The organism is Mucilaginibacter sp. PAMC 26640 (genome assembly GCA_001596135.1).
Lineage (GTDB): Bacteria > Bacteroidota > Bacteroidia > Sphingobacteriales > Sphingobacteriaceae > Mucilaginibacter.
The window spans coordinates 4227229-4252080 of record CP014773.1 but is presented as its reverse complement, the minus strand read 5'-3'; the positions used below and the strand labels follow the sequence as shown (position 1 = coordinate 4252080).

The following is a 24852-nucleotide window of genomic DNA, read 5'->3' as shown; positions in this document are numbered from 1 at the left end:
GGCAAATATACTGCTTAATACCCTTTTAAGCAGTAAAATTATCACTTTGCCAGTCTACTTTATCTATGTTAAAATCCATTGGTCACAAATTAAACCGTTGGCGGTTTAAGCGCAACAGCCAGCGAAACTTTTTGATATACTGTAGCGTAGTTGTTGGCCTGATTGGCGGCCTTGCTGCGGTTGCTTTAAAATTCCTGGTGCATTTTATGGAAGATGTGAGCCGCAACATCTCTTCGCATTTACCTTACCATATCATCTATGTGTTTTTGCCGGCATTCGGAATTTTGTTAACCGTAGCCTGGCAGCACCTCATTAACCGCGATAAAATGGAGAAGGGCATAGGCAATATACTTGCTAATATCAAAAAGAACCGGTCCAGCATCCGCTCCAATAACACCTACTCGCATTTAATCACCAGTTCGTTAACAGTTGGCTTTGGTGGTTCATCCGGCCTGGAGGCTCCCATTGTTTGCACAGGCGCAGCAATAGGTTCAAACCTGGGGAGGTTTTTTAATTTAAGCCCTTATGAAAAAACAGTGCTGATAGCTGCCGGGGCATCTGCCGGTATTGCCGCTGTATTTAACAGCCCGATAGCGGGTGTATTATTTTCATTGGAGATTCTGATAGGGGAGATCACTATCCCAACCTTTATACCATTGCTTATCGCATCGGCAACCGGGGTAGTGGTATCAAAAGTATTATATTCTGGTCAGCTGTTTCACCTGGTTACAGAAGGATGGGTGATCAGTGCTCTTCCTTTCTACATTATATTAGGTTTACTAAGCGGCTGGACGGCCGTATACATAGCCAGGGTAGCCGGCAAGCTGGAAGGCGGTATTTTTTTAAATCAAAACCGTTATGTACGTGCGATAGGCGGCGGATTGATACTGGGGTTGATTATAATGGTGTTTCCTGCTCTTTTTGGAGAAGGTTACCATTACTTGCAGGAAATTTTAAACGGTAACCTGGAGGCACTCAAAGAAGAAACTTTCTTTGGGGTATACTTATCCGAGCCGCTTATCATGCTGCTGTTTATCGCCGCCTTGGTACTTATGAAAATAGTAGCAGCAGGTATCACGATTGGCGCAGGTGGAAACGGTGGTACATTTGCACCTACTATGTTTACCGGAGCATTTCTTGGGCTTTTTGTTGCATTCGGCGTCAACCAAACCGGATTGATCCATTTAAATACCAGCAATTTTATAGCGGTAGGTATGGCTGGTGCGTTAAGCGGTGTATTGCATGCCCCGTTAACGGCGATTTTCCTGATCGCTGAAATTACCGGGGGCTATGTGCTATTTATCCCGCTGATGATCGTTTCGGCTATTTCTTATATGATATCCAAACTGTTTAATCCGCATAATATGTATTGGCACCACTTGGTGCACGAACGGAATATTTTACCGGGACAAGATTATGGGATGTTGAATGCCATAAAGCTGGATAGTATAATTAATAAAGAATATGGCGCAGTGACCCGTGACATGTCTATTGCTGATTTTTACAAACTTTTGGCAGGCACCAGGTTTAATATTTTTGCGGTACTAAATACGGATAAAGAGCTGGAGGGGGTAGTTTTAATGGATGAGATCCGCAAGAATCTTTTTGACCTGCAGGCAGACCAGCATACGGTTGCCGATTTCATGGTACCGCCGCCGGCCATCATTGACTATGACCAGCCCGTAACCGAGGTAATGGAATTATTTGACGGTATGGACGTGTGGCAACTGCCGGTAATTAAGCAAAATAAATTTATAGGCTTTGTTTCAAAATCGGCCCTGTTAAGCCAATACCGCGAAATAATTATTAAGCAGCATAACGAAACGGATCTTTTTGCTCACAACTAAATTACCAACGAAAATATTATGGATATGCGCCGCAGATTCCGATTGCTTTTATTCCTGGTGATCGTTTTTAGCTTTTTAATTGGCTTCCCCATTCACACACTCGATTTGGAAGTTACGTCGGTGGCCAGGGTGTTGAACGGCCAAAGCAACATCTTGGATGCTATTAAGATTATTGTGCTCATCGCAATGCACCTTTGTTTATTGTCCCTCTTGTTCAGAGACCAGGATAGGTACACTTACACCAGGTATTTAATTTGGTTTCCGGTTGGGTTCCTGGTCATTCATACCCTAAATGCCCTGGGTTTCTACCTTTCCGAACCCCGAATTTTATTAACGGCCCTGCCTTTTTGCGTAGCCTATTCGCTTTGCTTATTTCAATACAGGCAACTTCTTAAACAAAAAGAACGAATTTAGGTGATTACATCAGCCTGAATTCGTTCTTCCCTATTAGCATACTGAAATTACTTAGTAAACAGCAGCTCCCTGAATTTTGGTAGTGGCCACAGCGCGTCATCAACAAGTTGCTCCAATTTATCTACGTGGTAACGGATAGGCTGGAAGTAGCTTTTTACCTTTTCGTCATAATCAACAGCCCGCTGGCGCAGGTCATCTATAGCATTCGCTTTTTTACGCTCTGCGATCATCTCATCAACATTTGTTTTGATAAAGTTGATATGCCCGGCAATTCGGGTAACAAGATCAAGTTGGGCGGCATAGGTGCTTTCGTCCAGGCCTATTTCTTTTAACCCTTGTATACTGCCTACCAATTTTGTTTGGTAAGCTATTGCTGATGGAATGATAACGTTCATCACCAGCTCTCCAATAACTCTTGCTTCGATCTGGAGTTTTTTATAGAAACTATCCAACAGGATCTCGTGCCTGGCTTGCGCTTCGCGCTTGGTAAATACGCCGGTGTCGGCGAACAGTTCAGCAGCCTTTTCCGTTAAAAAAGCATCAAGGGCTTTTGGTGTGGTTTTGATATTGGCTAATCCTCGCGCAGCAGCTTCTTGTTCCCATTCTTCGCTATAGCCGTTACCTTCAAAACGAATATTGCGCGATTCTTTAATGTAGCGTTTGATGATCATCATTAAGGCGACATCTTTTTTCTCCCCTTTTTTGATCAGCTTATCTACATCCACCTTGAATTTCTTTAGCTGATCTGCAACGATCAGGTTAAGGATGGTCATCGGACTGGCTGAATTTGCCGAGGACCCAACTGCCCGTAATTCAAACTTATTGCCTGTGAATGCAAAAGGGGACGTACGGTTGCGATCGGTGTTATCTTTTAAGATCTGCGGAATCTTCGGGATGCCTTGCCATAACGAGTTTTCATCCTTTATTTTTTTACTGAGGCGGGACGTATCTATTTCATCCAGTACCTCACTTAGCTGGCTGCCAAGGAAAATGGAAATAATTGCTGGAGGCGCCTCATTAGCTCCTAATCGATGATCATTGTTTACTGATGCAATCGACGCGCGGAGTAAATCGGCATGATCATGAACAGCCTTAATGGTATTTACAAAGAAAGCAAGGAATTGCAGATTGTTCTTGGGCGTTTTACCGGGAGATAGCAGGTTTTTACCCGTATTAGTAATAAGCGACCAATTGTTATGCTTACCCGATCCGTTAATGCCCGCATATGGTTTTTCATGCAGCAATACTTTAAAATGATGGCGGAGCGCAACTCGGTCCATGATATCCATAAGCAACTGGTTATGATCTATCGCCAGGTTAATTTCCTCATATACCGGGGCACATTCAAATTGTGAAGGAGCCACTTCGTTATGCCGTGTCTTTAATGGGATGCCCAATTGTAAGGCTTCGGTTTCCATATCCTGCATAAAGGCATAAACCCGGCTTGGGATAGACCCGAAGTAATGATCTTCCAGCTGCTGGTTCTTGGCAGACATATGCCCAAATAGCGTACGGCCGGTTAAGTAAAGATCCGGACGAGCATTAAATAGAGCGGTATCTACCAGAAAGTACTCCTGCTCTATACCTAAGGAAGCGTTGACCTTTTCAATGCTTTTATCAAAGTAGTGGCAAACGTCTACCGCGGCTTTATCCAACGCGCTCAAGGCTTTTAACAGAGGTACTTTGTAATCAAGCGCTTCGCCGGTATAAGAAACAAATACAGTTGGGATACACAGCGTGCGCCCAATTATAAAAGCCGGAGAGGAGGGATCCCATGCGGTATAACCACGTGCTTCAAAAGTATTACGAATACCACCGCTCGGAAAGCTGGAGGCATCGGGCTCCTGCTGTGCAAGGGCATCGCCGCTGAACCGTTCTATAGCGCCTCCATCTGCAGTTGGTTCAAAAAAGGCATCGTGTTTTTCAGCAGTTGTGCCGGTTAGCGGTTGGAACCAATGGGTATAATGCGTGGCACCTTTACTCATCGCCCATGAACGCATAGAGGAAGCTACCTGTTCGGCAAGGTCGCGGGGTATGGTTTCGCCGTTATCTATTGAATTTACAATACCTACGTAAGCTTCTGATGAAAGGTATTCCTTCATTTTATGCTTGTCAAAAACATTCGCTCCAAAGTAGTCGGATATTTTTGACGATGGTGGCTTTACTTCGGGTATTTCTCGGCTCTGAACAATTTGCAGAGCCTGGAATCTGATATTAGGCATAAATACAACTATTGGTTATGCCAAAATTAGGAAATCATTTAAAATAAAGGGTATAAACCTCAATTGAATCTAGAAGAGAAGTGATTTTTAACAACCGTTTGAATGCAAATTCAAAATCTAAAGAATTGTTTGTTCGTGAATGCTCCTAAACCAATGTAAGTTTCAATTACATTGATATTTTAAAATGGAATTTCATTTAAATATTAAAAGGAAAAAGCTTCTGTAAGTTTAAAATTATAAATTTTACACAAACTTGCAGCTAATTTGAAGTTTTTATAGTCACTTAAGTAGGCAATAAATGATATTTATGGAAATTTACCATTGTTTTATTGGTATTTTATTATTTATAATTTGTTTTTATTAAAATTCATCCATATTTTCATAAAATAATTATAAATAGTACAAATTGTATTTGAAAAACAGGATTATATAATTGGTTTGTTTCCGATTTTCAATTTGCATCAGATAATAGTCGATTTTATAATGAAATTGATCTGTTAAAATTTTATAACTCTTAGGAAGTATCGCTTTTTATCATTTTTAATGATACGATAAGCATGTTTTTTTAATTTTTAACGTAAAAACCAATAACAATTAACACAAATTATCAACTCAATTCCTCATCATGAAAAAAAAACTTTTACTTTTATCTTTTCTTGCAGCAGCAGCATTCACCTCAAATGCACAGGACGCCCCTAAAGGTGATCCACCTCTGGTAATATCGGGTTCGGTTGATACCTATTATAAATATGATTTCTCCGGTATCAGAAATGCTGCCGGCAGCTCAAATATTCCAACCAGTTTTGCAAGTGATCAAAACTCCGTTTCGATCGGTATGATAGACTTAGGCTTAAAGAAAAAAATTGGTAAAGCGGCCTTCGTAGGCGAAATGAGTTTCGGTCCCCGTGGGCAAGCACAATCAATACCAAATGGCACCAGCGGTGATTCTTTCCACATTCAGAATTTGTACGTTTCCTACGATCTTAGTGACAAGTTTACGGTAACAGGCGGTTATATGGCAACCTTTGTAGGGTACGAAGTGATTTCACCGGTTGGTAATTTCAACTACTCAACTTCCTATCTATTCACTAATGGCCCGTTCCAAAATGCAGGTTTAAAAGGTACCTATACTTTCTCTGATAAAGCAAGCTTAATGGCTGGTATCTTCAACGATAGCTGGAATGCATACTCATCTGCTAAAGATGTATCTACCTTCGGCGCACAGTTGTTTTTAAGTCCAGCCAAAGGCTGGACAGCTTACATTAACCTGGTTAGTGGAAAAACATCTGGTACAGAGGTTGACTTTACAACAGCTTACCAAATCACTGATGCCTTTAAATTAGGTTTAAATGCTGCTACCTTCACCGCCAATGACAAGATCGCAAAAGGCGGATTCTCCGGTGTTGCTCTGTATCCGCAAATTGCAGTTTCTAAAGATGTTACTTTGGGTTTAAGAGGAGAGTATTTTAAAACTAAGGACGGTTCATACACCCTGTTAGGCCCTGCGCCAGGTAGCTCTGTTACAGCCTTTACGCTTACAGCAAACGTAAAAGCCGGTCCTTTAACTTTTATACCGGAAATTAGACTTGATCAAAACAAGTCTATTACCGATGGTTTTGTTAATAATGATTTATTGGCAAAAAAATCAGCCTCTCAATTTGTTTTGGCTGCGGTATACGCTTTCTAAAAAACACACAATTAAATTTTATAAGCCATCCATATTTGTTTATGGATGGCTTATCTTTATTATATGAAAAAATTATTCTTTGCTATTTCCCTCTTTTTATTCTCGGTTACTGCTGCCATTGCTCAGAAAGATTCTTTACAGTTCGACGAAAGCAACAAATATGTTTATTACCAAGTTGCAGAAAAGCCGGGCATGAGCAGTGATACTTTGTACAACCGGGGGATAATATTCCTTAAATCTATTCAGGCAAAATCTGTAAATAAAACCTCGCCCAATAATATCATTAGTCGGGGTAAATTTATGGTTTATGGCAATGCATTGGTTTCTAAAAAAGAGGCAGGGGAAGTAGCATACCAATTAAATATCGATACTAAAGAAGGGAAATATCGCTATAAATTTAGTGGATTTGTATTTACGCCATATAAGATCGACAGATTTGGCAGCATGGTGGCTGTTCCAGGTATTGCTATCCCGGCAGAAAAGCTTTCTTCAAAATATAATAAAAAAGAGTCGGAAGCTTTTCTAGACCAAATTGCCACTTTTTGTATAGCTGGAGCGAAACAATTAAGCAGCTATATGGACAAAATACAAGCACCTAAGACAGTTCAACCAGTAAAGAAGGTGATAACTGATAAATGGTGACGATTATTCATAATCGTGTTCCGAATATAATTTGTAATAAATGGCTATTGGCGATATAAAATATCTCATTATTTCTTTATTCAATTGATTGTTTGGCAATAATGCCGATTTGAACAACATTTTATATTGTTATAACGTTATATAGAAAAATTTAATTCTAAACGTTATGCTAAACACAAAATTTGATTTGTACAAGACCGAGTGGCTCGACCTTGTATTTGATGACCGCAACAAAGCGTATGGTGCTTATGATTTGAGGAACCATTATGCAAGGAACCTTAATAAGGCTATGGCCATTACATTTGCAGTTTTGCTTGCTGCTTCTACCTTTATCTACATTAGCTCTCATCAGAAGGCAGTCATTCCTGAAACAACGATAGTTGACGTCGTTTTACCATCAATCAAGGCAGCGGTGGTTGAACCGCAAAAAAAGATTGAACCTCCTAAGGCAGCTGTACCAATTAAACCGCAACCAACTGTTACTACCATACAGCATTTACCGCCAGTTGTAAAACCGGATGAACTTGTTACCAAAGAACCTGTAAAAACGGAAGATTTGGCAAAAGCTGCTGTTGGCACAGTAACCGTTAAAGGCGTAGATGTGGCACCAGGAGGAAACGCTCCTGAGCCGGCACCAGTCACCGGTGGTGGTGGCACCGGAACGGCACCGGCAGCCGATAACACTGTGCATAATTCTGCTGGCTTAGAGGTAATGCCCGAGCCTGTGGGCGGTTTTGCAGCCTTTGGGAAATTTCTTGGCAAGAATTTGCGTTTCCCTGGTGCTGCACAGGATGCAGGCGTAGCCGGCAGAGTAACATTGACCTTCGTTATTGAAAAAAATGGCGACATTACGAATATCAATATTGACAATCCGGCAGGTTACGGTTTCGACCAGGAAGCAACCCGGGTATTAAAATTGGCCAAGGCTTGGAAACCCGGTATACAAAATGGGCAACCGGTACGTGTGCGGTATTCTATACCTATCAATTTTCAATTGCCTGCGGAGTAATTAAATGTTACCTGAGATTTGTCAACTTTTTAAAAGTTGACAAATCTTTTTGGTGTTTCACAGTTCTGCGATAGGGGTAGTAGCGGATACCGGCCCACGCGCTTAATGCCTTGAAGGCGTATGAGCGGATAACCCGGACCGGAGGTATCGCCATAGTTCAGTCTGAATCATAAATTTGAAGAATTGCAAAACCAAACAGGTTAGCGAGCATTATCTCTAACCTCTAACCTCTAACCTCTAATCTTTTGCACTTCGCTTAACCTTTTCCCAAAACCTTTCGGCTTTCGGCTCTTTTTCCTAATTTCGCACATCCTTTCAACTAAATTTGAATACATTGGAGCACCAGGAATTAACAACCGTTGAAACCGCCCGCGATCTGGGACTTTTACCTGAAGAATTCGACAGAATAAACGAGATAATGGGCCGCGTACCCAACTTTACCGAACTATCTATTTTTGCGGTAATGTGGAGTGAGCACTGCTCATACAAAAACTCTATTACCTGGCTAAAAACCCTGCCAAAGGATAGTCCCCGGATGCTGGCAAAGGCTGGTGAAGAAAACGCCGGACTTGTTGATCTTGGCGATGGCATTGGCTGCGCGTTTAAAATAGAATCGCACAACCACCCATCGGCGCTGGAACCTTATCAGGGTGCCGCAACCGGAGTTGGTGGTATTAACCGCGATATATTTACGATGGGTGCCCGACCGATTGCCCAGATGAACTCATTGCGCTTTGGCGACCTGAGCCTCGATAAAACCAAGTGGCTGGTAAAAGGTGTGGTAAAAGGTATCAGCCATTACGGCAATGCTTTTGGTATCCCTACCGTAGGTGGCGAACTTTTCTTTGATGAATGCTACAACATCAATCCGCTGGTGAACGCGTTTTCTGCTGGTATTGTTAAGGCCGGCGAAACGGTTTCTGCTACATCATACGGTGTGGGCAACCCGGTTTATATAGTGGGTTCTGCTACTGGTAAGGATGGGATCCACGGAGCGGCTTTTGCCTCAAAGGATATTACCGAAGACTCGGTAAATGATTTGCCTGCCGTACAGGTAGGCGACCCTTTTCAGGAAAAGCTTTTATTAGAAGCTAGCTTAGAAGTGATTAAAACCGGTGCTGTAATTGGCATGCAGGATATGGGTGCGGCAGGTATTATCTGCTCTAATTCTGAAATGAGTGCTAAGGGTGAACATGGTATGATCATCCATTTGGATAGAGTACCGATGCGCCAGGAAAATATGAAACCCTACGAGATCCTGCTTTCCGAATCGCAGGAGCGCATGCTAATTGTGGTTGAAAAAGGTAAAGAGGCTTTAGTAGAAGCTGTTTTTGATAAATGGGATCTCAACTGCGCCATTATTGGTGAAGTTACCGATACCCGGCGCCTGGAGTATTTTATGAACGGCGAAAAAGTGGCCGACGTACCTGCCGACGATTTGGTATTGGGCGGCGGTGCACCTATCTACGAACGCGAATACCGCGAACCGGCTTACTTTGCCGAGAACCAGAAATTTAAAATAGAAGACGTTGCCGAACCAGAGAATTTGGTTGACGTTGCGGAGCACCTGATAGCGCATCCCAACATCGCTTCAAAGCGTTGGGTAACCGATCAATATGATTCTATGATCGGTACGGCTACTATGACCACCAATCGCCCAAGTGATGCTGCTGTTGTTGCGGTTAAGGATACCGATAAAGCAATTGTATTAACCTGTGATTGTAACTCGCGCTATGTTTATGCAGATCCGCAAAAAGGTACAGCAATCGCTGTGGCCGAAGCAGCCCGTAATATTACCTGCGCTGGCGGTGAACCGGTTGCTATAACCAACTGCCTTAACTTTGGCAACCCTTACAAGCCTGAAGTGTATTGGCAGTTTGTTGGGGCAATAAAAGGTATGGGCGAAGCCTGCCGAAAGTTTGAAACCCCCGTTACCGGTGGTAACGTGAGTTTTTACAATCAATCGAGCGATGAGGGCCCGGTGTTTCCTACACCAACAATTGGTATGCTGGGTGTGATGGATGACCAGAGCAATCTGATGACGCTTGATTTTAAACAACCCGGTGATTTGATCTATCTGATAGGCGAATCGCAAAACTGTATAGCATCCTCACAATATTTAGCTTCTTACCACAAGATCTTTAAAGCACCGGCTCCATATTTTGACATAGATAAGGAATATGATATGCACCAGGTTGTGAAACAACTTATCAAACAAAAAGTGGTGCAGTCTGCACATGATGTGGCTGATGGTGGCTTATATGTGGCGCTTGTAGAATCCTGCCTGCCAAACGGGCTTGGCTTCGATATAGAAAGCGACAGTGCTATCCGTAAAGATGCTTTCCTTTTTGGTGAGGCACAAGGAAGGGTAGTGGTAAGTATCGCGCCGGATGATCAGGAACGGTTTATTGAGCTGATGGCTACCAGTGAGGTAGAATTTAGCCTGTTGGGTACCGTTAATGGTATTGGCAATACTACAATAGATGAAGAGCTTTTTGGAAATATTACCGATATTAAAATGGTACATAGTAATGTATTGCATGTAAGCCTGGGCGAAGCATAATGCTGAAATTTAATAAGATCCACCACGTTGCAATCATTTGCAGCGACTATCAAAAATCCAGGCACTTCTACACCGAAGTGCTTGGATTTAATATTTTAGAAGAGACCTACCGCGAAGCCCGCGACTCCTGGAAGCTTGACCTGGAAGTTGGCGGCCAGTACCAGATTGAACTTTTCTCTTTCCCTGCACCGCCAACACGCCCTTCTCATCCCGAAGCGGCCGGCCTGCGCCACCTAGCCTTTGAGGTTGACAATATAGAGGAAGCCATTTTTCACATCGCAGAATATGGCGTAGCAATGGAGCCGATCCGGATAGACCCGCTGACAGGCAAACGTTTTACATTCTTTGCCGATCCGGATGGTTTACCCCTGGAATTGTACGAGGGATAGATAAAATCTTTTCTGTACCTTCAAAGCAAATACAAATCTGATTTGCTTAAGCTATGAAGCTATACATACAGCTGTTTATTGTTTTGCTGCCTTTAGCAGTTTTTGGGCAGTCATCATTCACCATAAATGCCCGTGTCCCGTCTTTCACTAATGGTGATAAAATATACCTTTTTTACCGCGTTAATGATGTCAAGTTTTTTGATTCTACCGTAGTACAAAATAACGCTTTTGCATTTAAAGGTACGGTTACCGGCATTGGCATCGGATATATCTGCAGAAACGATAATCCCATCACCGCTGAAATTCTTTATGACCAGCAGATCATCTATATTGAATCCGGGAATATCTTAATTGCCAACGCAGATTCTTTAAAAAATGCCGTTATCACAGGAACGAAACTTAACCAGGATAATGGTGAACTTTCTGGTGCTTTAAAAACTTTACAAACGCAATTTATCGAAGCGAACAATGCATACGACGCACTTCCCCCTGCAAAGCAGGCTGAAGTGGGTGCTGTAGCTGACCTGCGCGCCAAACTTAAAATTATAAACTCCAAAATGGAACCGATAAGGTTGGCATTTATTAAAGCACATCTTAATTCGTATATCAGCCTAATCACATTGAATAGTATGATAAACAATACTGATATTTTTGAGGTTGAAAAGGCTTATAACGATTTGACATTAAGTTTGAAAAAAAGCGGGTTGGGGGTAAAGGTGGGTAAATTGATCACATTCGCAAAGCAGTCCCGGATAGGTGTTACGGCAACAGATTTTACGCTAATAAACACTGAGGGTAAGCCTGTTAAATTATCCGACTTTAGAGGTAAATATATATTGATTGATTTTTGGGCCTCATGGTGTTTGCCTTGCCGGCAGGAAAACCCAAATGTAAAAGCGGCATATGAGCAATACAAAGCTAACGGGTTTACAGTTTTAGGTGTTTCCATTGATGATAAGGCCTCTAAAAATGCTTGGCTGGCAGCCATTAAGAACGATGGACTGCTTTGGTCACAAGTTCTGGACTCGGACAAAAAAGTCAAGAATTTCTACGGTGTAACTACAATTCCTGCTAATGTGTTGATAGATCCATCGGGAAAGATCATTGCACGTAACATTAAGGATAAGGTGCTTCAAAACACATTGGCCAATCTAATCAAAGTCAACTGATACCGATAGTTGATTATTGATAAGATGGTTGGGTGCTAATAAATTTTGCAGCTTTACGTGTTCGTACACCCAAAAATGATAATTAGCGTAATTCTTTTAAATCAGGATACATTTCTTATAAGCGGATTTCAAATAGCTAACAGGTCATTTCATAATCCCAAATTACTTTGTAGCTTTAAAAACTATAAAAAACCATTATGAAAATCTTACTAATACCTTTTCGCGGGGCTGCCCGCCTTATCGGTTTATCATTTGTTTTGTGGCTATGCTTGGGTACCAGCTTTATCGCATCAGCACAAGAGCATGCCATGGTTAAAGACCAGGATGTAATTGGCCGTTGGGACCTGAATCTAGAGAAGGACGGAAAAATTATGCCGTCGTGGCTGGAGGTACAAAAATCGGGCACGCATACGCTTATCGGCAGGTTCACTTATGCTTTTGGCAGCGCAAGGCCCATCAGCGAGGTGAAACCTAATGGCGGCAAATTTAGTTTTTCTATCCCGCCGCAATGGGAGCAAGGTGACCGCTATATGGATTTTGAATTTGAGGTAGATGGTAATAAAATAAAAGGCACCATGGTGTATACTGATGGCAAAACCTACAATTTCAGCGGTGAGCGCGCGCCACTTATGGTACGTGCTAAAGCACCTGTTTGGGGCACACCAATCCGCCTTTTTAACGGGAAGGATACCAAAGGCTGGCATACCGATGGCAAAAACCAGTGGACGGTTGAGAACGGTATTTTACGCAGCCTTCAGTCGGGCGCTAACCTCATCAGCGATAAAACTTTTAATGATTTTAAGTTGCATATCGAATTTCGTTACAAGCAGGGTAGCAACAGCGGTGTTTACCTGCGTGGCCGCTACGAAGTTCAGATAATTGATACCAAGACCGGAGAACCAGAACCGATAAACAATCAGTTTAGCGCGGTGTACGGCTTTTTACCGCCAAATAAAATGATGGCAAAAAACGCAGGCGAATGGCAATCGTATGATATTACTTTGGTAGGCAGACTCGTAACGATTGTAGCCAACGGTACCGAAGTAATTTGCCGGGCCGAGATCCCGGGCTTAACGGGTGGTGCCATCAACAGTAAAGAAGGTGAACCGGGCCCCGTATTTATACAGGGTGACCATGGGCCTATCGATTATCGCAATATCATAATTACCCCTGCTAAGTAACATTTGCAGGCTGCAAATGTATTTGATGATCGCTCCTGCTAGCAGAGCGTAAAAAATAAGAGGCAAGCGGGTGAACCCCGGCTTGCCTCTTTGCTTATAATTATCCGTGGTATACTTATCACATTTTCCGCTGGGCCTTTTCCCAAACCGAACTTTGCTTTTTTGTAAAATAGCGGATGATGCCAGCCACTACAGCATAATTCATAACGCAAAAGTAGTAAGGCACAAAAAGTGCTTTAACCCTGACCTGCCTTTTCTCCATTATAAACCCGAGAAATGCCAGCAGGTAAAACAAAACCTGCCCGGCAAAAAGTAACTCATATACCCAGCCCATTTCGGCAAAGGCTAAAGCAAGGTTGGTTATAAACGCCAGGATCAGGAAGAAAGGGGTAACCGTCCATCGCAACACACGGTGACTAACGTATTGAAATGAAAGCAACGGATATTTCAAGGAAAACAGCAGTGGTTTTAACCTAAGGATAGATTGAACGCCACCCGCCGCAATGCGTACTTTTCTCTTCAATTCCTCTGTTACGTTTTCAGATGCGGTCTCCAGCGCATAGGCCTCTGGTTCGTAAACTATTCTGTAACCTTTTTTGGCAATCAGCATAGAGATCATAAAATCATCCAAAACGGTGTCTGCCGGCACATCTTCATATAAATTCCGCCGCACGCTGAACAGCTCGCCTGCTGCACCTACCACCGAATATAATTCTGAGTCCCATTTTTTCAAAGCGGATTCATATTTCCAGTAAAAGCCTTCCCCGGCAGCACTTGCATCAGCATTTTCATCAATCTGCACCCGCTTTTCTCCGGCAACACAGCCAACGGTATAGTCGGCATAATGACGACAGATCTTTTTGATCGCATCGGTATTCAAAAAGGTATTGGCATCGGTAAACACTACCGCTTCGGTATGCACATACGCCATTGCGCGATGTACGGCTGCAATTTTCCCAGCCCGTTCCGGTCGGTGCAGTAGCTGTACCTGTGGGTACCGAGTAATTATTTCGGTTGTTCTGTCCGTAGATCCATCAGTCACAAATACTAGCTTCAGCTTACCTGCCGGGTAGTTTAATGCCAGGCAGTTATCAATCTTTTGCTGCATAAAGTGCTCCTCGTTGTAGGCGGCAACAACCAGCGTACACTCCGGCAGCGCACTATCATCAATATCGGTAACAACTGTACGCCCTTTAACTACGCGTTTTATTTTTATGATGATAAACAGCAGGATGCCATATCCAACAAAGGTGTAGAAGGCAATAAACAGGCTTATCCAAAAGGCAACTTTCATGAAATTTTATTAATGGTGTAACCTAGTTCTGTACTTGTTTTTTTATGGGTGATGTTCCACCAAACCGCACGGAAGAGCAAAGCAATAAAATTGTAACGTTTATCTTTAATATAGTTCATCAGGTTTCGTGGCACCACCATCACCATAAAATAAACATAAAACACCCAAGCTTTTAAAGCAGGGGCGTTATGCCTGATGAACAGAATGCGGTTTCGATTCATAAAGTATTCTTTAAATGGACTGTTCTTGCCAACCGTCATAGATTCTTTGTGGTAAATAACTGCATCACCACGTACCCAGGCCTGGTAGCCTGATTTGTTGATCCTTTCACCCCAGTCTACCTCTTCGTAGTAGATAAAGTAATTATCAGCCATTAGGCCAGCCTTGTCACATGTTTCTTTTTTTACCATCATGGCGCCACCGTGGCAATAACCCGTTTGGCCCAAGAAATTGTCGTACTGGCCAACATCCCTTTGATTTTTACCAACAGCCTTGTTACGGCAAGTATAATAATCTACCTGTGTGAAGCCCATATACTGGATCAGCGTTTTATCGAAGTGATAATTTAACTTTGGAGATATGATGCCAACCTCGGGATGGGTATCCAGGATATCAACCAGTTTTTGCACCAGTCCAGCTGTAAATTCGGTGTCGTTATTAACCAGAAAATAATAATCGCCTGTGGCTTGTTTTATTCCTATATTGTTGCCTCCGGAGAAACCCAAATTCAATTCAGAACGTACAAATTTAACGTTAGGATATTGAGCAGTCCATTTAGGGATAGGATTCACGGTGCTGCCATTATCAACTACAATAATCTCTATGTTTTCATAGGTGTTTGTTTCAGCGATAGAATGTAAAAGTTCTTCTGTGATCTTGTCCTGGTTGAAATTGATGGTAACTACGGAAACCCTTTTCATGTAATATAATATTGTGATATGTTTTACGACATAATATTAGCAAAAGTTAGGCATTTATTAAGGTTTTAAACGATTGGACAAGCAAACATTTACAGACGATGACGCTTTGCTGGAAGTAAAAACCAACGAATTGGTTGTTTTACTTCAAAAAGGAGTTGCAGATTTTGACCGGGCAAAAATTATGCAGGAAAAATTGAACAGGGCGTTCGATGAAGCTTTGGTACAGCAAACAAAATCAGCGGTGCAGCCAAACCTGGGCAAGGCAACATTCGTGAATGATTTTGCGGATCTTTTATCAAAGCACCAAATGGATAGTAAAGTTATCATAGGCGATGTCATCCGTGACCGTGTGAAAAAAATTATTGTCTGCATGATCGGACTCGTCATGGTCACATTAGGAATGGCAATGATCATTATGCCGGCGCCGCCTTACTTCGAAATGTTCACTATCTTTCATTTTAACCCCAACGATGGCGTTACCATAATGGATGTGATATCCTTGCTTATCGTGTTTACGGGCATCTATTTGTTACTGGTCTCCATTTTAAAAAAGCAAAGTGTTGCAGGGCGCTGAACCATCATCAATAGCTAAATTACTCTTGTCCATATGTTTTTAGATATCCATTTCAATGGAATTTGATTAGTTTTTGTTATTATTACTAGCCTATCTTTATTGCCAAATTAATATTTTATCCGAAAAAATTATTCAGTAATGAGCGATTCAGCCGCTTCCACTCCGAAAAGATCTTACCTGTATTTTGCCAATCTAGACGGCGTTAGGGCCATTGCGGCTTTTATGGTGGTTTGTTCGCACATTCAGCTGCACAAAGAAAATTCCGGCATCTATACGTCTCAGTTCATTGATTCGCGAAATTTTGGAAAAATTGGAGTAACCATTTTTTTCACCCTCAGCGGATTTTTGATCAGCTACCTGTTACTGGAAGAGAAGACAAAATTCGGTTTTATTGCCCGCAAAAATTTCTATATCAGGCGCATCCTGAGGATCTGGCCATTATATTTCCTGCTCATCGTCATCGGATTTTTTATTTACCCTGCACAGGGCTCAGTAACAGCACTTTTGCTTAGTATTTTGCTAATGCCTAATGTTGCCTTTTGCTTAAAGTTGTTACCAAATATTTTCGACCCAATTTGGTCGATAGGGGTTGAAGAGCAGTTTTATATTTTTCATCCGCATATTTTTCGATTTAAAAAGATGCAGCATATTCTATATATGCTCACAGCGGTTCTATTGGCTTTAATCATCCTCAACCTTGTGGTAAGTCATTTGCAATACACCAGTAGCTTTATGCTTGCGTTGGATCAATTCCTTTATTTTACCCGGTTTGATGATATGATGATAGGCTCGGTAGTGTCATTGCTGTATTTTAATACAAAAAATCATGTGTTTGCTTTCCAGTTTCAACGGGCATTCAATTTGCTCTTCAACAAGTATGTGCACACAGGTTTGATCCTTTTATTATTAGGCTTCATTTTCTTATTTGTAAGGAAAGAAATAGGTCATGGCGATATCGTGATTTCATCGCTCGTTTCGCTGATCATGGTGCGGCTATGTGAACCATCATCCAATACAATCATCCTGGGTAATAAAGTGATGGGCTACTGTGGTAAAATATCTTACGGGATCTACTTGTTACATAAATATCCGCTGTTTTTGATGTTGTATTTGATTAAGACTTACTTTAGCAACCAAAGTGCATTTTTTCAAAACACGCTTGTTTACCTCGGCACCATCACCTTGGTAATTTTATTGGCCACCATTTCCTATTACGGATACGAGCGTTATTTTCTCCGGCTAAAAACACGGTTTCAAAAAATTACCGCAACAAAATCGGCAGTAAATCAGCTATAATTGCTGCCAATTCGGTAATTTTATAATGGTGTTACCTCGGTATTTGGAAATCAGTTGCATTTATTGAAATTATTGAATTATGAAGATAAAAATTACCTCCATATTAGTTAACGACCAAGACAAAGCTCATAATTTCTATACTGATGTCTTAGGTTTTGTAACTAAGCAAAATATCCCGTTGGGTGAATTTAAATGGCTAACGGTAACCGCACCAGAAGCGGGCGACGAAGTTGAGCTGCTTCTAGAGCCCAATCAACTGCCCGCAGCTAAAACATTCCAGGCGGCTTTATTTGAGCAGGGGATACCCTCAACAATTTTTAACGTAGACGATATCAATTCGGAGTACGAAAGGTTAAAGGGTTTCGGCGTAGAATTTAAAACAACCCCCATGCAAGCCGGCCCGGTGAAAATTGCAGTGTTAAATGATACCTGCGGGAATTGGATACAGCTGCTGCAGGTTTAACCGACTACTATTTTTAGTAAGAACAGGTGACAGCCTCAACAAAAAAATGCCTCAGATGTAATCCTTGGCATTTTTTGTTGAACCAAATACGGAAATTACCGTCGTTCGATGGTAGGCTTTTTTGTAAACTGTTTAACTATATCGTTGCCAAAGGCAAATACCATCAATGAAATCAGCAGCACGAAGCCAACAATTTGTGCACGCTCCAGAAATTTATCGCTAAGCGGTTTACCTTTTATCATCTCTATTAAAAGGAACAAAGTATGGCCGCCGTCTAAGCCGGGTATAGGTAACAAGTTGGTGAGTGCAAGCACCATGGAAAGGAACCCTACAAGGCTCCAAAAACGGATCCAGTCTACGTGTGAACCAAACATTACCGCAATGCCTATAGGGCTGGATATTGCTTTACGCGCTTTAACCTGACCGGTAAAAATCTTACCGATACCTTTTGCATTATCTGTAAACATACCCCAGGCCTTTACAGCGCCGATTGGTAACGATCCGAAAAACCCATAATTAACAGTTTTCTCCTGCGGTAAATCAGTTTTAACTTTAATACCAAAACGACCGTCGGCAAAACCAAGCATACCGTCTTTATTTACATCTGTTATCAAAGCAAGCGTGTCGCTTTTACGTTTCACTGTCAAATTCGCCTTCTTACTTTTAAATTCCTTTAAGCGATTCTGAAATTCATCGTAAAAGTGTATTGCAGTGCCATTTACAGCCAAAATGCTATCACCCTTTTGAAGGCCAGCTTTCTGCGCGTTACTATTAGCAACAACCGAGTCTACCATGAAAGTGGTTCTTGGCATCCGGCTAATAAACTCTTCAATTCCGTAATCTGAAAGATCGTTTAAAATAGTTGACGGAACTTTAATTTCCAAAGTTTGTGTACCGCGCTGCACAGTCAACACAGTTTTATCCAGCAATACTTTAGAGCTGATCAGATCTTCAAAGCGTTCAATTGGCTTCCCATTAACCTCTGTGATCTTATCGCCTGCTTTAAGGCCCATTTTTTGACCGATTACTCCCGGTACAATGCCATATTTAATGTTTGCATTTGGTGTATAGGTTTCACCGTATTTGATAGTTAATACCCAAAATATAAATATACCAACGATAATATTAACGATGATACCGCCAAGCATTACGATCAATCGCTGCCACGCCGGTTTAGACCGAAACTCCCAGGGTTGTGGCGGGCCGGCCAGTTGGTCGGTATCCATAGATTCATCTATCATGCCGGCTATCTTTACATAACCACCAAGCGGCAACCAGCCTACGCCGTACTCAACGCCTTTAAAGTTGAATTTAAAAAGGCTAAAGTTCCATGCATCAAAAAACAGATAAAATTTCTCGACCTTTATACCAAAGGCCCGGGCGGCTAAAAAATGCCCGAATTCGTGCAGTATCACTAAAATTGAAAGACCAAGAATTAATTGGCCCGCCATTATCAATATGTCCATTCGTTATATTTCTCTTTAAGATTGTAATGCCTTTAACGGCATTTGCTTAATTAAATTTTGCGCAAATATGCGTGTTTCTTTATCAGTATTCAAATAGTCAGAAAGCGAGGGCTGCTTTATGTAGCTGATTTTCTCCATACACGTTTCGATGATATCACTCATCGCCAGGAAGCTAGTCTCGTGGTTAAGGAAAGCTGCAACAGCAATTTCATTAGCTGCATTGATGATGCAGGGCATGTTGCCCCCGCGGTTTAGGGCTTCAAAAGCCAGCCCGAGATTCCTGAAAGTTTCCAGATCCGGTTTCTCGAAAGTAAGGTTGGGATAATTAACGAAATTGAACCGGTTAAAACTGTTTTTTAGTCGGCCAGGGTAGGAGAGCGCGTACTGTATCGGAAGTTTCATATCGGGCAAGCCCATTTGTGATTTGATAGATCCGTCCTCAAACTGAACCATCGAATGAATTACGGATTGCGGATGAACAATCACGTCAATCTGTTCTGCCTCTAAATCAAAAAGCCATTTAGCTTCGATAACTTCTAAACCCTTGTTCATTAATGAGGCAGAGTCGATTGTTATTTTAGCACCCATCACCCAGTTAGGATGCTTTAAAGCGTGTTCGCGGGTAACGCCAGCCAAAAAATCGGTTGTTTTACCACGGAAGGGACCACCGGATGCAGTCAGGATGATCTTTTCTATCTTATTATTTTCTTCGCCAACCAGGCACTGAAATATTGCTGAATGCTCACTGTCAACCGGCAATATATTTACACTATTCTCTTTGGCAAGGGCTGTGATAAGCTCCCCGGCAACCACCAGCGTTTCCTTATTTGCTAATGCGATATCTTTACCTGCCTTGATAGCATTTATGGTTGGCTCCAAACCTGCGAAACCAACCATGGCCGTCACTACAACGTCGATATCTGGATGGGTTACCGTTTCTTTTATAGCTTCATATCCAGCCAGAACTTTCACAGGCAAGTGAATAAGGGCATCTCTTACTTGCTGATATTTGGTTTCATCACAAATTATAGCGTATTGAGGCACAAATTTCAACGACTGTTGAATCAACAACTCGGCATTAATATTCACGGTAAGCATAAAAGCCCGGAACAAGGCCGGGTTTTCGGCGATTACTTCTAATGTTTGCGTTCCGATGCTGCCTGAAGAGCCTAAAATGGCTATATTTTTTAAATCTTTGCTCAATATTCTTTTAATAACACGTCACCACTTTATACGGTTTAAGACGCTTTATGTTTGTTAATTGTTACTAACGAATGGCTTTAATTCTTCGGCGATCCTACGATCGTTAGAAAGCCTTGGTACCTTGTTTTGTCCACCGAGCTTGCCCTGGCTCCGCATATAATTAATAAAGGTATCTTTTTTTAAATTACGGATGATTAAAGGCTGTAAGATATTACCCTCGATCAGGTCGAAATAATAGATATTCTTTGTCTGTAATGCCTTATCAACTTTTAAAGCAAAAGCTTGCAAATCAACGGGAGCCTTACCGAATTCGATAAACCATTCGTGGTATGGCAATTCGCCTGAATGGGGGGCCACTTGCGGCGCAACGGTAAACTCTATCACATCCACATCCTCTGCGGCGGCTACATTCATCAACGCCTGTTCTACTTCTTCTCCTATCACATGTTCGCCAAAGGCGGAAATATAATGTTTTATGCGACCGGTAACGGTGATCCGATATGGGTTTTTAGATACAAATTTGATGGTATCGCCAAGGCTGTATCCCCACAACCCGGCACTGGTGTTCATAATGAGCGCGTAATTCCTATTCAGTTCAATATCTTTAATATTGATACGGGTCGGATGATCATTAAAATACTCTTCAGATGGGATAAACTCGTAAAAGATGCCGGCATCCACCATCAGCAGCAATCCTCTATCTTTTTGAGAATCCTGAAAGGCTATAAAGCCTTCAGAGGCAGGATAGGTTTCTATCGAATCAATCTTAGCTCCTATAACTTCTTCCATGCGGCCGCGGTAAGGTTCGTAGTTAACGCCGCCGTGTACGAATAATTTAAAATTAGGAAAGATCTCTTTGATCTTTTTGCCACCCGAAACTGCCGACAGCCGGTCGAAATACATTTGACACCAAGGCGGGATACCTGAAATAAGCCGCATATCTTCATTACGGGTTTCGTTTACAATGGCATCTACTTTATCCTCCCAATCCTCAATGCAATTAGTGATATAAGACGGTAACCTGTTTTTTTGCAGATAGCCGGGAACATGGTGTGCTACTATACCCGATAGCCTTCCTGTAGCTACCCCATGCTTTTCAACCAACACCGGACTACCCTGCAGAAAGATCATTTTACCATCTACAAAGTCCGCATTACCGGTTTCATGAATATAGCTCAATAAAGCATTGCGGGCAGCCTTAATATGTTGTGGCATGCTCTCCTTAGAGATAGGGATATATTTTACACCGGAGGTTGTGCCCGATGTTTTGGCCAGGTAGGCTGGTTTGCCCGGCCACAATACATCGGTTTCTCCATTTACCACCCGGTCTATATAGAGGCGCAACTGTTCATAGTCGCGAACAGGAACCTGTTTTTTAAAATCTTCGTAAGTGTTTATTGAGGCAAAGTTGTGGTCTAAACCGAATGCCGTATTTTTAGCTGCATCTACCAGATCTGTAAAGGCTTTTTGCTGAAGGGCTACAGCATTATGGCGGATATTATCCAGCTCGCGATTTACAAAAAAAGCGAATACCTTACTCAATGCTGCTTTAAAACCCATAATTAATTGGTTTCAGCAATGTCATCGTCAACATCAAGATGGCTATAAACCAATTTTTTGTATGTTGTCATAATCATCACTTGTACAGTTGGGAAAGATATTGCAAACCATATCAATCCCGCTATTTCAAAAATGTAATCAGCGCTTTTGCTATCCTCACTAACAAACAGCGTTATGAATTCGTTAAGTACAAACAGGAGTAAAGCGATAAATAGCAAAACCATTAAAATCAGACCAATCAATCTAAAAAAATTTCCTTTGGTAGCGTTAAAGCTTTGTTTTAATGATTCGAATGGTCCTGAATCGTCATCTACTATAAAGCATATACAAAACATCGATCTGATCAGGAGGTAAATTAATGCCATTATCTCCAATTTATCCAGTACCCAAATTATTGAGTCATGATTATGCAGCCTTAAATTAATAAAGATGACTGTACCTATTAATACCACCAAGCATAACGCAATCACTACAAAATTTAAAACCATCTTTATTGTAGGAACGATGTCTTTAAATTCAAATTCGTAATATTCTCTGTATATTAACGTAAGAATTAGCTTATAAAAGCTCAGCGTGAGATAAGATTGAACAATCATCATAATCAGAACAATTATGATTTTGTTATATGTGCTGTCTGTGAAATAAATTAATGAGGTTGAAAAACTAATGATCTTATAAAGCGCAAGTGAAATGATCGAGTAAATTATCAGTGTTACGTAGTTTTTTTTTACGACATGCCAGGCAGCTTTAATGGTTTCGATAACAGAAAATGGGTGGTACATACTACGTTCTTAAGATCTTTTTAACACTATTCGCTTCCAGTAATCCTGTATAAATCCTATCCCGTAGGCGGTCAGTTGAGTGAAGGCTGCTATTACGCTCAAAAATGCAATTTTTAAAGAATTATTTTTCCACCATGCGTGAAAAAATATCAACAAAATTATAATAGCCAATACCAAATTTCCCAATAAAGCGATCTGCCAGCCTAACAAATTTGCGATAAGTGTAAAGGCTAAACCAAGCGTGAATGCCGCCGGGAAGAAATGTACAGCCTTTAGTTGATTTGGGAAGAATTTGTAAATATTTATCCTGGCCCGTCCAAAAAAATGGAGTTGCTTAAAAAACTTCACAAAATCTGTACGGCGTTTATGGAATACGATCGCATCGGCTATCAAACCAATTTGATATCCCTTAGCATGTATTCGGATACTGTATTCGATATCTTCTCCCAGGCGGGTAATGATAAAACCACCTGCCTTTTCCCAAACCTGCCGGGAGATGCCCATGTTAAAGCTTCGGGGGTGAAACTGCCCGATTGCTTTTTTATTACCACGGATACCACCGGTGGTGAAAGGGGAAGTCATGCTGTAGCTGATAGCTTTTTGAATGGGCGTGAATGAGGGGTGAGCACCATCCGGCCCGCCGTAAGCATCTAGCCAGTTTGCACTAAGTGAATCATTAACAATCTGCAGGTAGTCGTCCGGAATCAAACAATCCGAATCGAATACGATAAAGTACTCACCTTTGGCACGTTTAAAACCAAAGTTCCGGGTAAAACCCTGACCCTCGTTTTCTTTAAAAAAATACTTTACGTCGAGCCTGTCGGCATAGCCTTCTACAATATCCTCGGCCTTTTCGGTCGATCCATCCTCAATTACTAATACTTCAAATTGCTTATAAGTTTGCAGAACAAGGCTGCCCAGCAGTTCATCGATCTCCTGAGGGCGGTTATATAAAGGTATAATAATGGAGAAAAACATGTTTCAGATAAACAGATGTGCCGATATGCAAATGTGCAGATGGTTTTTATAATGAAAATATTTTAAGACCTATGGAAGAAAGCATTGCTTGTTTCATTTGCACATCCGCACATTTGAAATCTTCAATCTACACCGTATCTTCAATTTGATACCTGTTACGTTCCGGCGCATTGCGTGAAACTAATTCGGCAACGAAACCCGTTAAAAAGAGTTGTGAACCTAGTAAAATAGCCACTAATGCAAAATAAAATAATGGATTATCTGTTGGTTGCCTTGCCTTAATATGGTGTGCGAGGTCTATCAGCTTATCGGCTATCAGCCATATTGCAAGACCCAGCCCCGTTAAAAAACTCAGCGTACCCATCATGCCAAAAAAGTGCATAGGGCGCTTACCAAATTTGCCAACAAAAAATATCGAAAGCAGATCCAGGAAACCATTAATGAATCTGCTCCAGCCAAATTTTGTTTTACCGTATTTACGGGCGCGGTGTTCCACCACCTGCTCTCCAATTTTTGTAAAGCCGGCCCACTTGGCTAAAACAGGAATGTAGCGATGCATCTCACCATATACCTCTATATTTTTTACTACAGCGTTTCTGTAGGCCTTCAAGCCGCAATTAAAATCGTGCAGATTGGGTATCCCGCTCATTTTGCGGGTAGCCGCATTAAAAAGTTTGGTGGGGATGGTTTTACTCAGCGGGTCATATCGTTTAGCTTTCCAACCGGAAACCAAATCATATTTATCTTCGGTAATGCGGCGGTACAAACCCGGGATCTCATCCGGGCTGTCCTGCAGGTCAGCATCCATAGTGATGACAACATCGCCATGCGCAGCTTCAAAACCTATGTTTAAGGCCGCAGATTTGCCGTAATTTCGCCTGAATTTGAAACCCCTGATGTAAGGGTTGCCGTTCTGCAATTTAATGATCATGTCCCACGATCCGTCGCGGCTGCCGTCATCAACTAAAATTATCTCGTAAGTATAACGGTTATCGTTCATTACCTTGCTTATCCATGAGGTAAGCTCTGGTAACGATTCTACTTCGTCATACAGTGGTACTACTACTGATATATCCATTTATAAGGAAAAGAAAACATAGGCCGGGTGGTTAAATTACAGCAACGACTCAACCGCAAAAATATGAAAAATAGGGGATGTTTAAAACGTGTTGAAACAAACCGCCCGCAGGATT

General features: G+C 41.6%; 21 protein-coding genes. 12 read left to right on the top strand and 9 right to left on the bottom strand.

All coding sequences use genetic code 11. From position 1 onward, the window contains the following. Positions 1 to 65 precede the first annotated feature (65 nt). Positions 66 to 1847, top strand: coding sequence for a hypothetical protein (locus A0256_18410; protein AMR33250.1), 1782 nt, complete (start codon positions 66 to 68; stop codon positions 1845 to 1847). A gap of 18 nt (positions 1848 to 1865) precedes the next feature. Beyond that, positions 1866 to 2261 carry a hypothetical protein gene (locus A0256_18405; protein AMR33249.1) on the top strand — a complete coding sequence of 132 codons (396 nt, stop codon included), beginning with the start codon at positions 1866 to 1868 and terminating at the stop codon, positions 2259 to 2261. Positions 2262 to 2308: 47 nt separating this feature from the next. Here the strand turns inward: A0256_18405 and A0256_18400 are convergent, their stop codons facing one another. Further along, positions 2309 to 4483, bottom strand: a complete 2175-nt coding sequence (locus A0256_18400; protein AMR33248.1) for a glutamine synthetase — start codon at positions 4481 to 4483, stop codon at positions 2309 to 2311. Positions 4484 to 5108: 625 nt separating this feature from the next. Between A0256_18400 and A0256_18395 the strand changes: the two genes are divergently transcribed. The 7 genes from A0256_18395 to A0256_18365 all read left to right on the top strand — a co-directional run bounded on the left by A0256_18395 (position 5109) and on the right by A0256_18365 (position 13123). Beyond that, a complete protein-coding gene (locus tag A0256_18395; protein ID AMR33247.1) occupies positions 5109 to 6170 on the top strand; it encodes a hypothetical protein in 1062 nt (353 codons plus the stop codon). Positions 6171 to 6215: 45 nt separating this feature from the next. Further along, on the top strand, positions 6216 to 6812 hold the full coding sequence (locus A0256_18390) for a hypothetical protein (protein ID AMR33246.1): 597 nt from the start codon (positions 6216 to 6218) through the stop codon (positions 6810 to 6812). 166 nt (positions 6813 to 6978) lie between these two features. Next, a complete protein-coding gene (locus A0256_18385) occupies positions 6979 to 7821 on the top strand; it encodes a hypothetical protein (GenBank protein AMR33245.1) in 843 nt (280 codons plus the stop codon). Between the two features lie 334 nt (positions 7822 to 8155). Next, positions 8156 to 10384, top strand: coding sequence for a phosphoribosylformylglycinamidine synthase II (locus tag A0256_18380; protein AMR33244.1), 2229 nt, complete (start codon positions 8156 to 8158; stop codon positions 10382 to 10384). Beyond that, the gene (locus tag A0256_18375; GenBank protein AMR33243.1) at positions 10384 to 10773 is read left to right on the top strand and encodes a hypothetical protein; all 390 of its coding nucleotides are present in this window, start codon (positions 10384 to 10386) and stop codon (positions 10771 to 10773) included. The genes A0256_18380 and A0256_18375 overlap by 1 nt, the downstream gene beginning before the upstream one ends. 53 nt (positions 10774 to 10826) lie before the next feature. Then, on the top strand, positions 10827 to 11942 hold the full coding sequence (locus A0256_18370; GenBank protein ID AMR33242.1) for a hypothetical protein: 1116 nt from the start codon (positions 10827 to 10829) through the stop codon (positions 11940 to 11942). A 239-nt stretch (positions 11943 to 12181) separates the two neighbouring features. Continuing rightward, positions 12182 to 13123 carry a large multifunctional protein- glycosyl hydrolase gene (locus A0256_18365; protein ID AMR34611.1) on the top strand — a complete coding sequence of 314 codons (942 nt, stop codon included), beginning with the start codon at positions 12182 to 12184 and terminating at the stop codon, positions 13121 to 13123. 118 nt (positions 13124 to 13241) lie between these two features. Here the strand turns inward: A0256_18365 and A0256_18360 are convergent, their stop codons facing one another. Next, positions 13242 to 14417 (bottom strand): glycosyl transferase, encoded by a 1176-nt coding sequence (locus tag A0256_18360; protein AMR33241.1) that lies wholly within the window; start codon positions 14415 to 14417, stop codon positions 13242 to 13244. Then, positions 14414 to 15337: a glycosyl transferase gene (locus tag A0256_18355; protein AMR33240.1), complete on the bottom strand. Its 924-nt coding sequence runs from the start codon at positions 15335 to 15337 to the stop codon at positions 14414 to 14416. The genes A0256_18360 and A0256_18355 overlap by 4 nt, the downstream gene beginning before the upstream one ends. Before the next feature lie 73 nt (positions 15338 to 15410). Here A0256_18355 and A0256_18350 point away from each other — a divergent pair, with 73 nt between their 5' ends. The 3 genes from A0256_18350 (at position 15411) to A0256_18340 (ending at position 17670) form a co-directional block, all read left to right on the top strand. Beyond that, entirely contained in the window at positions 15411 to 15911 is a 501-nt protein-coding gene (locus A0256_18350) for a hypothetical protein (GenBank protein AMR33239.1), read from the top strand. A 138-nt stretch (positions 15912 to 16049) separates the two neighbouring features. Further along, positions 16050 to 17207, top strand: a complete 1158-nt coding sequence (locus A0256_18345; GenBank protein AMR33238.1) for a hypothetical protein — start codon at positions 16050 to 16052, stop codon at positions 17205 to 17207. 79 nt (positions 17208 to 17286) lie between these two features. Continuing rightward, positions 17287 to 17670 carry a hypothetical protein gene (locus A0256_18340; protein ID AMR33237.1) on the top strand — a complete coding sequence of 128 codons (384 nt, stop codon included), beginning with the start codon at positions 17287 to 17289 and terminating at the stop codon, positions 17668 to 17670. 95 nt (positions 17671 to 17765) lie between these two features. On the opposite strand, the gene A0256_18335 is transcribed toward A0256_18340, so the two are convergent. From A0256_18335 to A0256_18310, 6 genes are all read right to left on the bottom strand, one after another. After that, the gene (locus A0256_18335; GenBank protein ID AMR33236.1) at positions 17766 to 19136 is read right to left on the bottom strand and encodes an RIP metalloprotease RseP; all 1371 of its coding nucleotides are present in this window, start codon (positions 19134 to 19136) and stop codon (positions 17766 to 17768) included. 15 nt (positions 19137 to 19151) lie between these two features. After that, complete coding sequence (locus tag A0256_18330; GenBank protein AMR33235.1) at positions 19152 to 20339, bottom strand: 1-deoxy-D-xylulose-5-phosphate reductoisomerase; 1188 nt, start codon at positions 20337 to 20339, stop codon at positions 19152 to 19154. A gap of 54 nt (positions 20340 to 20393) precedes the next feature. Beyond that, a complete protein-coding gene (locus A0256_18325; protein AMR33234.1) occupies positions 20394 to 21899 on the bottom strand; it encodes a hypothetical protein in 1506 nt (501 codons plus the stop codon). A 2-nt stretch (positions 21900 to 21901) separates the two neighbouring features. Next, positions 21902 to 22681, bottom strand: a complete 780-nt coding sequence (locus tag A0256_18320; protein ID AMR33233.1) for a hypothetical protein — start codon at positions 22679 to 22681, stop codon at positions 21902 to 21904. A gap of 9 nt (positions 22682 to 22690) precedes the next feature. Continuing rightward, positions 22691 to 23659, bottom strand: coding sequence for a glycosyltransferase (locus A0256_18315; GenBank protein AMR33232.1), 969 nt, complete (start codon positions 23657 to 23659; stop codon positions 22691 to 22693). A 127-nt stretch (positions 23660 to 23786) separates the two neighbouring features. After that, a complete protein-coding gene (locus tag A0256_18310; protein AMR33231.1) occupies positions 23787 to 24737 on the bottom strand; it encodes a glycosyl transferase family 2 in 951 nt (316 codons plus the stop codon). Between the last annotated feature and the right edge of the window lie 115 nt (positions 24738 to 24852).

What these genes read in the sequence shown, in the direction of transcription:
- A0256_18410 (AMR33250.1), top strand. Translation starts at nt 66, where the DNA reads ATGTTAAAATCCATTGGTCACAAATTAAACCGTTGGCGGTTTAAGCGC.
- A0256_18405 (AMR33249.1), top strand. Translation starts at nt 1,866, where the DNA reads ATGGATATGCGCCGCAGATTCCGATTGCTTTTATTCCTGGTGATCGTT.
- A0256_18400 (AMR33248.1), bottom strand. Translation starts at nt 4,483, where the DNA reads ATGCCTAATATCAGATTCCAGGCTCTGCAAATTGTTCAGAGCCGAGAA.
- A0256_18395 (AMR33247.1), top strand. Translation starts at nt 5,109, where the DNA reads ATGAAAAAAAAACTTTTACTTTTATCTTTTCTTGCAGCAGCAGCATTC.
- A0256_18390 (AMR33246.1), top strand. Translation starts at nt 6,216, where the DNA reads ATGGCTTATCTTTATTATATGAAAAAATTATTCTTTGCTATTTCCCTC.
- A0256_18385 (AMR33245.1), top strand. Translation starts at nt 6,979, where the DNA reads ATGCTAAACACAAAATTTGATTTGTACAAGACCGAGTGGCTCGACCTT.
- A0256_18375 (AMR33243.1), top strand. Translation starts at nt 10,384, where the DNA reads ATGCTGAAATTTAATAAGATCCACCACGTTGCAATCATTTGCAGCGAC.
- A0256_18370 (AMR33242.1), top strand. Translation starts at nt 10,827, where the DNA reads ATGAAGCTATACATACAGCTGTTTATTGTTTTGCTGCCTTTAGCAGTT.
- A0256_18360 (AMR33241.1), bottom strand. Translation starts at nt 14,417, where the DNA reads ATGAAAGTTGCCTTTTGGATAAGCCTGTTTATTGCCTTCTACACCTTT.
- A0256_18355 (AMR33240.1), bottom strand. Translation starts at nt 15,337, where the DNA reads ATGAAAAGGGTTTCCGTAGTTACCATCAATTTCAACCAGGACAAGATC.
- A0256_18345 (AMR33238.1), top strand. Translation starts at nt 16,050, where the DNA reads ATGAGCGATTCAGCCGCTTCCACTCCGAAAAGATCTTACCTGTATTTT.
- A0256_18340 (AMR33237.1), top strand. Translation starts at nt 17,287, where the DNA reads ATGAAGATAAAAATTACCTCCATATTAGTTAACGACCAAGACAAAGCT.
- A0256_18335 (AMR33236.1), bottom strand. Translation starts at nt 19,136, where the DNA reads ATGGACATATTGATAATGGCGGGCCAATTAATTCTTGGTCTTTCAATT.
- A0256_18325 (AMR33234.1), bottom strand. Translation starts at nt 21,899, where the DNA reads ATGGGTTTTAAAGCAGCATTGAGTAAGGTATTCGCTTTTTTTGTAAAT.
- A0256_18320 (AMR33233.1), bottom strand. Translation starts at nt 22,681, where the DNA reads ATGTACCACCCATTTTCTGTTATCGAAACCATTAAAGCTGCCTGGCAT.
- A0256_18315 (AMR33232.1), bottom strand. Translation starts at nt 23,659, where the DNA reads ATGTTTTTCTCCATTATTATACCTTTATATAACCGCCCTCAGGAGATC.
- A0256_18310 (AMR33231.1), bottom strand. Translation starts at nt 24,737, where the DNA reads ATGGATATATCAGTAGTAGTACCACTGTATGACGAAGTAGAATCGTTA.